The organism is Metallosphaera sp. D4-4 (genome assembly GCF_046245145.1).
In the GTDB taxonomy this organism is placed as follows: domain Archaea; phylum Thermoproteota; class Thermoprotei_A; order Sulfolobales; family Sulfolobaceae; genus Metallosphaera; species Metallosphaera sedula.
Map to the genome: position 1 here is coordinate 359,103 of NZ_CP176412.1, position 13,452 is coordinate 372,554.

At 48.1% G+C, this 13,452-nt stretch carries 13 protein-coding genes; 5 read left to right on the plus strand and 8 right to left on the minus strand.

What is annotated here, in order from left to right:
* Window positions 1-18 precede the first annotated feature (18 nt).
* From ACI49J_RS02140 to ACI49J_RS02160, 5 genes are all read left to right on the plus strand, one after another.
* Window positions 19-705: a hypothetical protein gene (locus ACI49J_RS02140; protein WP_012021786.1), complete on the plus strand. Its 687-nt coding sequence runs from the start codon at window positions 19-21 to the stop codon at window positions 703-705.
* Window positions 705-1,571, plus strand: a complete 867-nt coding sequence (locus ACI49J_RS02145; protein ID WP_012021785.1) for a hypothetical protein — start codon at window positions 705-707, stop codon at window positions 1,569-1,571. Before ACI49J_RS02140 ends, ACI49J_RS02145 begins: the two co-directional genes overlap by 1 nt.
* Before the next feature lie 502 nt (window positions 1,572-2,073).
* Complete coding sequence (locus ACI49J_RS02150; RefSeq protein ID WP_012021784.1) at window positions 2,074-2,736, plus strand: nucleotidyltransferase family protein; 663 nt, start codon at window positions 2,074-2,076, stop codon at window positions 2,734-2,736.
* Window positions 2,729-3,550, plus strand: a complete 822-nt coding sequence (locus ACI49J_RS02155; protein WP_144418786.1) for a bifunctional phosphoglucose/phosphomannose isomerase — start codon at window positions 2,729-2,731, stop codon at window positions 3,548-3,550. The genes ACI49J_RS02150 and ACI49J_RS02155 overlap by 8 nt, the downstream gene beginning before the upstream one ends.
* Entirely contained in the window at window positions 3,528-4,451 is a 924-nt protein-coding gene (locus ACI49J_RS02160; protein WP_012021782.1) for a BadF/BadG/BcrA/BcrD ATPase family protein, read from the plus strand. Before ACI49J_RS02155 ends, ACI49J_RS02160 begins: the two co-directional genes overlap by 23 nt.
* A gap of 223 nt (window positions 4,452-4,674) precedes the next feature.
* On the opposite strand, the gene ACI49J_RS02165 is transcribed toward ACI49J_RS02160, so the two are convergent.
* From ACI49J_RS02165 to ACI49J_RS02200, 8 genes are all read right to left on the minus strand, one after another.
* The gene (locus ACI49J_RS02165; protein WP_012021781.1) at window positions 4,675-5,289 is read right to left on the minus strand and encodes a hypothetical protein; all 615 of its coding nucleotides are present in this window, start codon (window positions 5,287-5,289) and stop codon (window positions 4,675-4,677) included.
* Window positions 5,290-5,392: 103 nt separating this feature from the next.
* Window positions 5,393-6,064, minus strand: coding sequence for a hypothetical protein (locus ACI49J_RS02170; RefSeq protein ID WP_012021780.1), 672 nt, complete (start codon window positions 6,062-6,064; stop codon window positions 5,393-5,395).
* A 476-nt stretch (window positions 6,065-6,540) separates the two neighbouring features.
* Window positions 6,541-7,431, minus strand: a complete 891-nt coding sequence (locus tag ACI49J_RS02175; protein WP_193453277.1) for a DUF3782 domain-containing protein — start codon at window positions 7,429-7,431, stop codon at window positions 6,541-6,543.
* A 378-nt stretch (window positions 7,432-7,809) separates the two neighbouring features.
* Window positions 7,810-8,340 (minus strand): dTDP-4-dehydrorhamnose 3,5-epimerase, encoded by a 531-nt coding sequence (gene rfbC, locus ACI49J_RS02180; protein WP_248547072.1) that lies wholly within the window; start codon window positions 8,338-8,340, stop codon window positions 7,810-7,812.
* 235 nt (window positions 8,341-8,575) lie between these two features.
* Complete coding sequence (rfbB, locus tag ACI49J_RS02185; protein ID WP_409366433.1) at window positions 8,576-9,553, minus strand: dTDP-glucose 4,6-dehydratase; 978 nt, start codon at window positions 9,551-9,553, stop codon at window positions 8,576-8,578.
* 117 nt (window positions 9,554-9,670) lie between these two features.
* The gene (locus ACI49J_RS02190; protein ID WP_409366434.1) at window positions 9,671-10,549 is read right to left on the minus strand and encodes an FkbM family methyltransferase; all 879 of its coding nucleotides are present in this window, start codon (window positions 10,547-10,549) and stop codon (window positions 9,671-9,673) included.
* Window positions 10,550-11,007: 458 nt separating this feature from the next.
* Window positions 11,008-12,057, minus strand: a complete 1,050-nt coding sequence (locus tag ACI49J_RS02195) for a glucose-1-phosphate thymidylyltransferase (RefSeq protein WP_409366435.1) — start codon at window positions 12,055-12,057, stop codon at window positions 11,008-11,010.
* 343 nt (window positions 12,058-12,400) lie between these two features.
* Entirely contained in the window at window positions 12,401-13,447 is a 1,047-nt protein-coding gene (locus ACI49J_RS02200; protein ID WP_409366436.1) for a glycosyltransferase family 4 protein, read from the minus strand.
* Window positions 13,448-13,452: the final 5 nt, after the last annotated feature.

Below are 13,452 nucleotides of genomic sequence, written 5' to 3' on the forward strand. Positions count from 1 at the left end.
AAACGTTTATATAAAAACATGAAACTAGCACTATTGCATGGCATAGATAAGGAGGACGAGAACAAACTGAGAAAGGCAGGCATCTCGGTAGAGACATTGGAAAGGTTATTGGGGGAACTAGACAGAGAATATTCAGACGCTTTATCAAGATTTTATGAAAAATTTTCTGAACATATAATCCTGTCAAGTAACCTGTCAAGTAACCTGGAGATCGAACCTGGAGAGTTACGTGAGATTCAGGAGAAGTACTCGAAAGTCTATAAACTACTTGAAAACTTGAACGACGAGGACTACAAGGACTTTTGGCTAAGGAGAATCAGTCGTGTCTTGGATAATTTAACTAAAGGGAAAAAAGAATTTGTTGAACTCATCAAAAGAAAAGATAAATCAAATCCGATCATGGAACTTTACTATCAGGAATTCCTGGACGTTTTATCCTTCAAGTACGCAAATTTGAGATCAGTCACACTAAGCCACGCTAAGGCTAAGGATAATCCTGGGTTAACAAGGGAAGTGAATTCGATAATATACTTTTTGATGGAGTTTCTAGCCCCCCTAATGCTATACATAAACGATAAACCAATGAACTATAAAACCTTGGCAGATTTTGTTGCAATATTGATAGAATTTAACTCAAGAGTAAGCCCTCCCCTATTCAATGAGTATACTAACGATTACTTAAGCGCACTCTTTGGGGTTAAGTAGTGATAGGTATTACTTTTGATACAAATCTTTTGTTTTATTATATTTTTGATTATTTAGACCAGGCAAAGACAAGGCAAGTACAGGAGATTGTTCGACGTGCTAAAAGCAATGAACAATTCGAAATATTTCTCCTCAATACTGTGAGGACTGAGCTTAACAGCGTAACTATTAGTATTTTAGACATAACTAAAACGATAGTTGAAACTAATTTGCCTGATAACTGGGACCAATTGTCTCTTGAAGATAGGATTAATCTACTTGAGAATCTAGACAAGAATTTTACTGAAAAGTTCCAGGAACTATATAAAACTAAGTATAAAGCTAAAAATAACGGTGAAAAGGCGAAGATTGGGCTAAGGCTTTTCAGGAAGCTTGAAAACAGGTTCCATACCAGAACTAGGGAAGAAATAATAAATGATGTGTTAGGAGGTAAAAATTGGGAACCAGTGATAGCTTCGATGAATAAAAGACTAGACGAGAATTTTGAACCTTTACCTTCAACAGTCAGCTTGAAAGATAATTTAATGATGGAACTTACTCTTATAGATGAAAAAATAGTAAGTGAAAATCTAAAGAAAAAAGAAGGTGCAAGTGCCAACAGGATGGATAGGGTTATTTTAACCGAAATATACCTAGCGTTAAGTGGTGGAGTTTATGATAAAATTTTCTTTGTTACTAACGATTATGATCCATTTATAATATATAACGACCTTAAAAATTCACTAGAAAATTCACGTAATAAACAAGATACACAAGGCGGTTCCGACAAATGGAGGCAAGTGGCTGAAAGGGTTTTAGACAAACTAGGTAATTTGAGAATCGTAAATCTTTCCGAGGGAGAAGTCATCTTTGGATCCGGCATCTAGTCTCGCGAATTCTTGGAAGATATTGAAAGCCTGGAGAACCTGCGAATGGCCTGAACTGTCTCCAGGATTCGAAGTCCAGTGTAGCACCTAAACTCTTACGTGTCCAAGGGCCCGCATGAGATAGTGAAGACGACCAAGGAACTTTATGACACTAGATCTTAAACTTAGACTGCTTATGCTCCCGGTTCCGTCAGAAGGGCCCTAAGAGACAAGGCCCTAGGTTTAGATGGGAGAACCTCTAAGGAGAGAATGTGAAACATCATTGAGAAGGTAGTAACGTGATAGAGCCTAGAGCACTTCCTAGACTTCTTAGAGGTATAACTGCGTGAGAGTTACTTCTCCGCCATATCACATGACAAAACCTTTTGAGTACATCTTGTTAACGAACATAAAAGGATCACTAAATCCCACGCTACACGATAAAGGAGATTAAAGGGAGTCATTTTAAGGTGTGTGCTATCTGTTCAATTAAGTTTTTATTCATGTTAAATTATTCCCAAACATGAAGGCCCTAATTCTCGCTGGCGGTTACGGCAAGAGACTTAGACCCTTCACTGACGAGAAACCTAAGCCCCTCCTCGAGATAGGTGGAAGACCAATCCTCGAGTGGCAGATCACCTGGCTAAAGAAGTACAACATCCGTGAGTTTGTGATCCTCACAGGATACAAGAAGGAGACCCTCATAGATTGGGCCTCATCCAACGCTGACAGGCTAGAGGTTAACTTCGTGTATAGCGTGGAGAGTGAGCCCCTTGGTACGGGAGGGGCAATACGCAAGGTGAAGCACTTCATAAACGAGGACTTCCTTGTGGTGAACGGGGATATTCTGACTAACCTAGATGTGTCGAGATTAACCCCAATGTCCATAGCCTTGGTCCCGCTGAAGAGTCCCTACGGGATAGTTGAGGTTAATGGAGAGAAAGTTAGCAGGTTCATCGAGAAGCCAACGCTGTACGACCACTGGATTAACGCAGGGGTGTACAGACTTTCTCCTGACGTGTTTGATTACCTTCCGGAGAAAGGTGACATAGAGAGGACAACCTTCCCGAAGCTCGCTGAGATGGGGTTATTGAGGGCAGTGAAGTTCGAGAGGGTGTATTGGAGGTCCATAGACAGCGTCAAGGATATGGAGGAGGCAGGACAGGAGGTTGGACAGCTTGTATGAAGATTGGGACAGGCTATACGCCGAGGCCAACAAGCTCCAAGTTCCGAGAGTTGAGGGGGAGGTCTTCTGCTTCGGGATGGGAGGAAGCGGTGTAGCATGTGAAGTCATGAGCGCCTTTTACCCTCTTCTAAGGGACATGAGACACGCCGACGTCGTTATTGCCGTGAGCTACTCCGGTAACACGAGGGAGACCCTAGAGATCGTGAGGAAGGCGACCTCGGCTGGCAAAAGGATAGTCGCGATAACGTCTGGTGGAGCCCTGGCTACGCTCCCCGTGGAAAGGATATTGGTGAGGGGTGGGGATCAACCTAGGTACTCCTTCCCCCTCCTCTTTCTCCCCCTCGTAAAGATGTTGAGACCTGAGCTCACTGAAGAGGTCATCCGAGGCGTCAACGCGAATGAGGCGAGAAGGGTGGCAGGGGACCTCCTCTCCGCAATCCGTGGGAGAATACCCGTGTTTTATGCGTCCATCTACCTGGGTCTCGCCAAGAGATTTAAGCAGGAGATCAACGAGAACGCGAAGTACCCCGCCTTCTTTGGCGAGATACCAGAGGTTAACCACAACGAGATTGAGGGCTACGCGCACGGATCGGGACTCTTCCCAGTTGTGTTCTCCTCAGGTCCCCTAGACGAGGTGACCGCAAGCCTAGTGAACGCGAAGGTGATAAGGATTTCAGGGATCAGGGACGTCTCCCTCCTCATTCAGAGCGCAGGCTTCCTTTCCGTCATGCTAGCAAGGGAACTTGGGGAGGATCCCGAGAAATTAACCAGGATACCTGAGGGAAGGAAACTTGTGGAAAGGATTGGCAGTTGAGGGAGGAGGTACTAAGACAACTGCAGTTGTGTTTCAGGGACTTGAGATCCTAGGCCTGGGGATCTCTGGATCCTCGAATTTCGTCGAGGTAGGCAAGAGGGCAGAGCACACCCTGAGGAAGGCAATCCAGAGGGCCCTAGACATGGCTAACCTCTCGCTCGCGGAAGTGGAGAGGGCGTCCTTTGCCCTCGCAGGGATAGGTGATTCCCCAAATTTCACCAGAATAGGGGAGAATCTAGTTAAGTCAATCTTTCCCAACTCCCTAGTGGTAAATGACGGAGTTGCGGCAGTGAAGCTTGCCCACCTCAACATGGATGGTGGAGCGCTTGTGGCAGGGACAGGTAACGTGGGTTACATCCAAAAGGCCGGTGAACTCAAGAAGCTTGCCGGCTGGGGCTGGTTTTTCGGAGATGAGGGATCGGCTTCCTACATAGGGAAGAGGGGCATAGCCATGGCCACGAGGGCGCTAGACGGGTTAATTGAGAGCAGACTTCCGGAGGAGGTTGAGAGATTCTTTGGTGCCCCCATCAGGGTTGTGATCGAGAGGCTCACGAAGAGACCCAATAAGAGGATAATTGCGTCCTTTGCGAAGGTTGTGGACAAGTTGGCTGAAGAGGGCGACCCAGGGGCTAGGATCGTGATGGATGAGGCGATTGCCTACATAGACTCCATGCTGACCAGGATGAGGAAGGAGGTGGAGAGGGTTGCGGGAACAGGGGGAGTGTTTAGGTCCATGATGGTTAGGCAGGCCTTTCCAACCCTGAAGGTATATGAGGGCTATCAGACCGTGATAGGGTCAATGGTTATGCTCCTTGGTGACGTTAAGGAGGAGGATAGGGACGAGTTGTTGAAGCAGTTGGAGAGGCTAAAGCCCAGGAGAAGACAAGGTTCGCATTCATGAGGCGTTAAGGGATTCTCTCGACAAAGGAGACAAGTGAACTCTTGCTATTAGCCGGTCAAAAACCTTTTAACTGTGTGAGTAAAGAGTATAAAACAAATAAAGACTACCGATGAAGCCTTTTACTCGTTGCCTGGAGAGGCAGCGGGGATGAAGGGCTAAGGCAACGGAAGACTACCGATGAAGCCTTTTACTCGTTGCCTGGAGAGGCAGCGGGGATGAAGGGCTAAGGCAACGTAACCTGTTTCTGAGATACATAGGTTTCTCTTAATGTGTTTAGTAATGTATAGAGGTCTTGGGACAAGCTCCCCTGAAATGAAGCAAATTCAGCAGAGACCACATAATCAGCTATCATTATCCCCTTTTTGTATAAGTTTTTCTTATTACTCGAATCCCCTAGGCTCAGGTTTAACTTGACGCTAACTCTACGCTTTTCCTTACGTATGATCTCTCCCACTTTGGAATTAAATTCCCGCTTTCGAGATTTTGACAACTTGTCGTTTAAGGAATCGTAGAATATTTCAACCTCATTTTCCACAAGTTCCATGATCTCCCTCAGGGGATACTCCAGATAAATTCTGAAATATTGATCTGAGATTTCATCCGAGAGGATTTCATACTTTAGCAGAACTACCCTGAATTGCCCCTTGTTTCCAACGAGTGTGGTCAAAAATTCCTTTCGTCTCTCTTCATGATCCTTCCTAAAGTGATACCTGGAATCTCCGATCCAGTCCAGCCTGTAGTCGTTCGTGACAACACAACTAAGGAACATGTGATAGCGATCATGTATCTTCACGGGTCCGGCTTCGTCCACGAACGCGATGGCACTGGAAAATCGCATTGAGGAAGTTGAGAGTTTGCTCCCTTTAACCTTATACTGCTTCTACGTTCATGTTGAAAACTCGTTGAAATATCGAGACGTAATACAGGAATTACCTAGGGAATCACCTCAGAAACATCCTCCTTATATCCGATGTTCTATACACACTCCTGCTCACGTTGAGACCCTTGAACCATAGCCCCACCCTTTCGCAGTATTCCATATCGCTTATTTTACGTCCTTGGCACAAAGTCATTTCCCGCGTCAATCCAGCCACGTAATCTGCAGAGGACACCCATATATCCTTGTCTTTTCCTCCGAACTTCACGGTAAAGCTATGCGAACCCAATCTAACCCACTTATGAAAACTATTCGCCAGTAACGTCTTTTGATCCTCCCTGAACAGGGGATTCCTGTCGTAGATTAGGCCTACATGTGAAGCTTTCCTCTTTCCCAATATCCTCTCCAAGTGAAGGGCCACTAGTTTACCGTAAACCTCAAGGACAAGGTTGCCAATATCCTCTTCCTTATATATCACTATCCCAAGGGCCAAAATATGTCGACTCAGGAGAGAAATGAACTCGTCTTTCACGCGACCTGCTTTTCCTGGTTTCGGTCTGTCGTGGGAATACTTGAAAACTGCCTCTCTTCCGAATACCCTTTCCGAAACTTCACGATAACTATCCCTGAACCTATCTACGTCTAGAATTACCGAAATCCCTAGGCAAAAGGGTTCATCCACTGTCCTTGACGGACTTCCAGATTCGTCAACGGCAACTATTAGAGATGCGGTCATGTGATCGAAGTTCTAATTGATTGAGGTTTTTAGCTCTTTATAACAAGTGGAATGTGAATACGCAGGTCATTAGCTCTTCATCCTGCTCCTGTCCCGGAGCAGTCGAGCTTCATGGATCATCCTGCTCCTGTCCCGGAGCAGTCCTCACTTAAATGTTGTAGCGAGCAACTTAAAACCTTTTCCAAGTTTCTAGCTCTAGAATTCGGTTCTGAATACTGATTAAAATTTTCGGAATAAAATTGAGTGCAAATGAGGGCAAGGCATTACCCAGGATGCATCGCACCACTTCACGGGCTAGCTTCATCGCGTTAGCAACATATCTTTGGATTCTTCGACTAGTTCTCAAAAGTAACGACGGTATAACACGAACGATTTTCAGATACCCAAGCGTGCGCTACTCCATTGAAGTGACCAGCAATAATTCCCTGGTAAAGAAGGGAGTAACAACATGAAGAGCAAGTCGCGATCGCTTAACCTTATTGCTCAACCTCTCCATAAATCAACCTGATTCCTAGGTTCTTGGCCCTCTCCACTGCCTTCTGAGTCACGACGTTAGCCAGCATCATCTTCACGGGGTTCTCAAGTTTTAGGACCTTGGACACCACGTAACACGTGTGGTTAAACCTCGAAACGTCCTTCGGCTGGGCATAGGCCTTGACCTCGATGAGGTAGGTGGTACCATTCCTCTTTAGGATGTCTACCTCGTATACGTCTCCCTTTTCCCCAAACACGCCCTGCTCATCAACGTAGGTATAACTGCTCAACAGTGATACGTCAAACCCCTCCTGTTTGAAGACCTCGGCCATGAATTCCCTAACCACCTCTTCCTGATCTATCCCCCAACGGGCGCCTATGTTTCCCACCTTTCTCTCAAGGCGGACTAGGTTCTCCTCAACTCTGGTAAGTCTCTCCTCGCTTCTCTTCTGTGCCTCGGCTAGTTTCTCAACCGCGGACTCGAGTCTAGTTAGTCTCTCCTCGCTTCTCTTCTGTGCCTCGGCTAGTTTCTCAACCGCGGACTCGAGTCTAGTTAGTCTCTCCTCGCTTCTCTTCTGTGCCTCGGCTAGTTTCTCAACCGCGGACTCGAGTCTAGTTAGTCTCTCCTCGCTTCTCTTCTGTGCCTCGGCTAGTTTCTCAACCGCGGACTCGAGTCTAGTTAGTCTCTCCTCGCTTCTCTTCTGTGCCTCACTTGACCTCGTCTCGATCTTGGCCTGCCCCTCCACTAGCTTGTTCACGACCTCAGTCAATTGCCTCACCAGCTCCTTGAGTTCCCTCATCTCATTTGGGGCTAGGCCCAATAGCTCCATGACCTCCCTCCTAAACTCTGGGTCCTCCCTAAGCAGTCTAAGGATCTCCTCCTTCAAGTCCATGGGATAATCTCGCATGTGGAAATAATAAGCTCTCTAGGGTCCATCAGGTTAGTTAGGCTCTGGATTGAGCCAACCCCGTGGTGCGCTTAGGAACGCTCTAGGATTGAACGGTCAACTGCGACAAATAGACCCGTGTTTCTCCAGAGAAAAGGGTAGATTAGCGATCCCCAAGGCACCGCTTGACTCTCAGCTGGTAAAGTCACGTGCATGAAAACCCTCGAGTTTCACGCACTGGACGATGCGCCAGCAACACTGAACTTGCCCTGGTGCGGGCTCGGTGGACATCCACAGTTCAACTAGTCCTGGGCTTCCCGCTTCCAGAAACAGATGCCCAGATCTAAGTTCCTGTCTTCTTTGTCTACCAGCCTTCTGAACTCCTCAACAGGTCCCAGGATCCTCGGGAAAGTTAGCCCTCGACTCAGCCAACCTCGGTAGCTTCCTGTCCTTCTCCGACAGGATGGGGTTAGGAAGGGGCCACCTCACGCCTATCTCAGGGTCATCCCACGCAACCCCCGCGTCGTGCTGTGGCGAGAACTCCCTCGTCACGAAGTAGATCACATGCGAGTCCTCAAGCGCCTGAAACCCGTGCGCGAAGCCAGGCGGTATCCAGAGTAGCTTCCCTGGGGTTAACTCGACGCCAGCCCATCCCTTGAAACCGCGTCTAAGGTCAACTGCAACGTCGTAAATCCTTCCCGTGATCACCGTGACTAGCTTCCCCTGTGGGACTGGCATGGCCTGAAAGTGAAGCCCTCGAAGAACCCCTCGCCTCGAGAAGGAATGATTCACCTGAACGAATCTGCAGGGGAATTGCGACTCCCTGAAAAGCTCCTGAAAGAACCCGCGGTCGTCAGGGTATTGGGTTGTCTCGACTAGGGTAACAGGTCCAAGGATGGGGGTGAACTTGAACATGGGTTAAAGATTGCTGAAGAGCTTAAATGGTTGAAGGAGTTGGGGCTCGAATTGTTGTGTATTGCACGAGCCTGAGATTGTTATGTTCACGGCAGAAACCCAACAGAAATAGATCAGTCCTTGAGAAGCCCAATCAGGCGAGTCTTGAGTACCCGTGAGGCTCTAGAGAGCATAAGGTCAAGTTTGTTAGGGTCCCAATCGCGTGAATCCTCGCGTCTCCGCTCCGTGTCCCGGGTTAGCCATTTGTTGATCCTCTAAACGGCGTTTCCTCCAGCACCCTGCTGTTAATCCCCTCCCACCACCACCTATTCTTCACGTACCAATCCACGGTGAGCGAAATCCCCTCCCTAAAACTCGTCTTGGGCCTCCACCCCAGTTCCCTCAACTTAGTGGAATCCACACTATACCTGAAGTCGTGTCCCGGCCTATCCTCCACAAACTTGATGAGGTTCGGCTTCCCAAGCATCTCGAGGATCGTGGTAACCACCTCTAGGTTAGTCTTCTCCTCTCCAGCGGACACGTTATAGATGCCGGGCTTCCCCTTCTCAGCAACCGTGAGGATAGCCTCGCAGTTATCCTGAACGTAGATCCAGTCCCTAACGTTTTTCCCCGTGCCGTACACGGGAACCGGGAGGTTGTGAAGCGCCCTTATCACAGTCTTCGGGATCAACTTCTCCGGGTACTGATAGGGACCGTAATTGTTGGCGCTCCTCGTAACGCGAACGTCCAGGTGATATGTGCGGGCGTAGGCCATGGCTAGGAGAGTGGCGCCAGCCTTTGAGGCAGAGTAAGGGGAAGAGGGGTTGAGGGGATCAGTTTCTCGGAAGGACCCCGAGAATATCTCGCCGTACTCCTCGTCGGTACCTATCTGAATGAAGGTGACGTCGTAACGCCTTGCCCCCTCTAGGAGGTTCGCTGTCCCGAGGACGTTCGTGGAGACAAAGGAGAGCGGGTCCACAATACTGCGATCCACGTGGCTCTCAGCTGCGAAGTTGAAGATGAAGTCAGGTCTCTCGTCGCGGATGAGGTCGAGTATCCTGGGGTCGCGAATGTCCAGTTCAACTGTCTTAACTGGGACGTCACGTAGGTTGGCCCTATTGGACCCCACGGAGAAGTTGTCCACAACCACGACGTCTACCTGGTTGGCGATCATCCTCACGAAATTGGAACCTATGAACCCGTAGCCTCCAGTGACCAGGACTTTTCCCTGCATAGGATAGTCTAGTGAGGCACGTTTTATTGTTTTGCGTCAATGGAGAAGTTGTTCGTGGCGTGATATGGGGGATTATGTTCACAGGTTAATCGCGTAACTTGTCATCCGTGAGATGGGCTAGAGTTTTCTAGCGCGTATATACCCCATTTTTCCATCCTGTCCCCCCACAACCTCAACCTGAAATCCATTACTCTCCAGGATAGATCTCAGGTTCTGTAACCCGTTGTGATATTCCATGGAGATAGCCTCAATCCTTTCGAACGCCTCCCTTTCCAGGTTGCCCAGCACAGAATACTCGCAACCTTCACAGTCCATCTTTAACAGACCCACAGTCTCGCCCTTCACCATATTCAGCAAATCCGTCAATGTTACGCTCTCCACTATCTTGGGAATCACCCTTTCACCCAGCTTGACCATGTTTTGTGGGTCTATGGAGTTACCATTTACGCTATTCTCGTATACGTAAAGAGTAATCTTACCCCTCTGTGGGGATAGCGCCCTGTTCAGGAGTATTACCCTATCCCCTACTCGAGAGGCCTCAACATTCCTTTTGGCCAAGGCGTAACTCTCCTCATCTGGCTCAAGCGCTATAACCCTCTTGGCCCCCTTCTTCGCGAAAAATATACTTGAGTCGCCGTTGCTTGCCCCAACGTCTATAACAACTTTGCTTCTCACATCATAGTTGTAAGAATTGTCCAAAAATATCTCCATTATCTGTCCAAGGTCTCCACCTTTGTTGGTTCTACAGGTTATACTTACTTCTCCATCCCCGCTAGTTAAGGTCATCAGGTTACCTTGAACATCCGTGACTTTCCATCCCCTTGAGAGGATATTTGCCAGTATATAGGCATTTAATGGTGAAATTGAAATTGTTGAGCCCAGAAGCCTAACCTCTAAGTTCCGTTTAAAGAGATAGGAAATGAGAAGGCTTGGCATACTGACATGGAGATTCCGTGAAATTTCCCTAGCAGCGTTGTATTTTGACCTAATAACCATCAGAATTGAATATATTTTCAAGTATATAAACCCTTTACTTGAGTAAGCCCAACTTAGATAATTCGTTTTCGAGCTCTAAGAATGATAGTAATAATTTTGGATTGAAGATCGATTGATCACGAAGGCCGAGTTTCATGGTTACTCCACCATAATGAGATTACGAATTATTTAGTTCAAAACCCATCTTGTCTAAAACATAAACCCAGATTTTAGTTATCATCTTGACCATGAAATGATTTAAGAGTGATTTTCAACAAACTCAAACCAATATTTTGCACATTAACATCTATGGCTGAATATCATTACTGTATTGAAAATATTATGGCCTTACGGAAAATCTCATGGTTTCTCAAATTTCTTTGCCTAAACGCTAGATTTAGAAGAATTTAAGGGTCTACCCAAGATTGCTATGATTCGGTGTTCTAAATACCCACATAGTATATTAAGTCTATCAAGTCTCAACTTGACAGCGTTATCCTTGACCTATCTCCGATCACGAGTCGCGTGATCCTGGGCACCCCAGGTTTGCTCTCGACGACCACGTCGTTACCTATGATACTGTAGCTTATCCTGGAAACTCCCCTTATCCTCACGCCCTTCATGACGATCGAGTTCTCTATCTCTACGTCACTGAGTTCGCAATCATCCCAGATCGAGGTGTATGGACCAATGAATACGTTAGGCCCTATGACGCAGTTCTTCCCTATGATCGCGGGTCCGCGAATTATGACGTTCTCCTTCAAGACTGTCCCCTCCCCTACCTGTACCCTGCCCTCGATCCTTGCGTGGTCGTGTCTAAACCCACCGTGAATCGTGTCAAGTACCAGCTGGTTCGCCTCAAGCAGGTCCTCCGGCTTCCCCGTATCCTTCCACCATCCCTCCACCTGAACCACCTCAACCCTCCTACCGTCCTCAACCATGAGCTGTAACACGTCGGTGATCTCGTACTCCCCCCTCCAGCTAGGCTTCAGCCTCTTGGTGTAGTCGTGGACCACGGGGGTGAAAACGTAAACTCCCACAAGTGCTAGGTTAGAGGGCGGATCCTTGGGTTTCTCCACGAGCCTCTTCACCCTTCCATTCTCGAGTACGACGACACCGTACTGCCTCGGATCCCTCACTGGAGTTACACCAATCACAGCGTCGGCCTTGGTTTCGTGAAACTTGTTCACGAACTGGGAGATCCCGTTCTGCAGGAGGTTGTCGCCGAGGTGCATGACGAAAGGCTCGTCCAGGTACTTCTCAGCCTTCATGACCGCGTGGGCTAGCCCGAGGGGCTCCTGCTCCACGTAGGTGAAGCTCGCGGGGTAGTTACCGTCTATGGCCTCCTTTATCCCCTCCTTGAGCGGACCCAAGATCACGACAATTTCGCGTACGCCCACGTTCAAGAGGCTCTCTACTGCGTATAAGACCATGGGCTTGTTAGCGATGGGAATCACGTGCTTGTTTCCCGTGTAAGTCAAGGGTCTCAACCTAGTTCCGTGTCCTCCCGCGAGGATAAGCCCCTTCATGAAGTATAGTCCTAGTCTCGCCAAATAAGCTTTCAAGGTTTTACAAGGGACTAGATGGAGACGTGACTTGATAAATATCACAAGGCAGGCGTGAGCTTAAGGAGACTTTTAGTGCTAACTTGAGTTAGCCAAGATTGTGTATTTCGGTTCGAAATGCCTAGAGATAAGAGATAGAAAGTCTCTGGCTCACTCAATGGCCCGTGTCCATCTAGTTTTTTCCTTTGAGATCTAGGAGAACTCTCTGGCTTGATCACACGCCCTAAAACTAGTTCTTTGAATGAACAAGTAAATATCTAGTAAAAGCTTGAGGAGCATGCGTTAACTTGACTAGATCTCTTCAGGTTTAGGTCTCTAGAACCTCCTTCACCTTCGCATAATATTGATCTGCCGTCTTATCCCACTCATACTTAAGAGAACTCACGTAGCTAGACCTAGAAAGGCTCTTCATCACATCCTCGTTCAACATGTATTCCAGCCTCTGGGCCATCGCATCCAAGTCCCTGTAACCCACAAGGAACCCGTTAATCCCTTCCTCAACTATCTCTGGGAGAGAGCCAGTGGCGTAGCCGAGGACGGGCGTCCCACAGGCGTTAGCCTCTACCACGGTCATTCCCCACCCCTCAATGAACGAGGTTGATAGCGTAACCCATGCCCTCTGGTAGAGCTCCACCTTCTTGGCCTCAGACACCCTACCCAGGTAGATGATGTTTCTCTCCCCGAGGGTGGCCCTCCTCACTTCCTCCTCGAGGTCGCCACTCCCCACGATAACGAGGGTAGCCCGGGTCTTAAGTCGCTTAAACACTTTGATGGGGTCTAGGGGGTTCTTATACTCCTTCATCCTGCCTATCCAAAGGACCATGGGCGTGGGAGACTTCTCTCCTGGTTGATAAAGGGAGTGGTCAATCCCGTTATGGATCACTGTTATCTTTCGTGGATCCACTCCCAGCGAGACGAGGTCGCGCTTCGTTGTGTTAGACACCGAGATAACCCAGGGGTACTTCCTAACTCCCTTTTCGAGCTGTCTCACGAGGGAAGCAGTGACGGGGTCAAGCTCATACTTGACCACCTCCTGATGAACGTGATGAACTAGGGCTATGGACCTTCTGTTAACCAGGTATGAGAAAAAGGGAACAGCGTGAGCCACGCTATCTATTACAACGTCGTACTTTCTCGCGCGGAGCAGGGAGTGAAGGTGGAGCGAAAAACGATTACCAGCATGGAGAAGCTTCACCCCATCCTCGTAGTCGCGCGAAGAGTTGACGGACTCACTTAACCAGGAGACATCAATCCCGCGCTTCACCAGTCTCCTCGCAACCTCCAGGATGACCCTCTCGGCTCCACCCGCCTGAGGATGGTAAATGTCCCTGTGATTTACGAAAAGAAGCCTCACGGGAG

Excerpts from the sequence above, each read along its gene's own strand:
- ACI49J_RS02140 (WP_012021786.1), top strand. The coding sequence starts at position 19 with ATGAAACTAGCACTATTGCATGGCATAGATAAGGAGGACGAGAACAAA.
- ACI49J_RS02150 (WP_012021784.1), top strand. The coding sequence starts at position 2,074 with ATGAAGGCCCTAATTCTCGCTGGCGGTTACGGCAAGAGACTTAGACCC.
- ACI49J_RS02165 (WP_012021781.1), bottom strand. The coding sequence starts at position 5,289 with ATGCGATTTTCCAGTGCCATCGCGTTCGTGGACGAAGCCGGACCCGTG.
- ACI49J_RS02170 (WP_012021780.1), bottom strand. The coding sequence starts at position 6,064 with ATGACCGCATCTCTAATAGTTGCCGTTGACGAATCTGGAAGTCCGTCA.
- ACI49J_RS02175 (WP_193453277.1), bottom strand. The coding sequence starts at position 7,431 with ATGGACTTGAAGGAGGAGATCCTTAGACTGCTTAGGGAGGACCCAGAG.
- rfbC (WP_248547072.1), bottom strand. The coding sequence starts at position 8,340 with ATGTTCAAGTTCACCCCCATCCTTGGACCTGTTACCCTAGTCGAGACA.
- rfbB (WP_409366433.1), bottom strand. The coding sequence starts at position 9,553 with ATGCAGGGAAAAGTCCTGGTCACTGGAGGCTACGGGTTCATAGGTTCC.
- ACI49J_RS02190 (WP_409366434.1), bottom strand. The coding sequence starts at position 10,549 with ATGGTTATTAGGTCAAAATACAACGCTGCTAGGGAAATTTCACGGAAT.
- ACI49J_RS02195 (WP_409366435.1), bottom strand. The coding sequence starts at position 12,057 with ATGAAGGGGCTTATCCTCGCGGGAGGACACGGAACTAGGTTGAGACCC.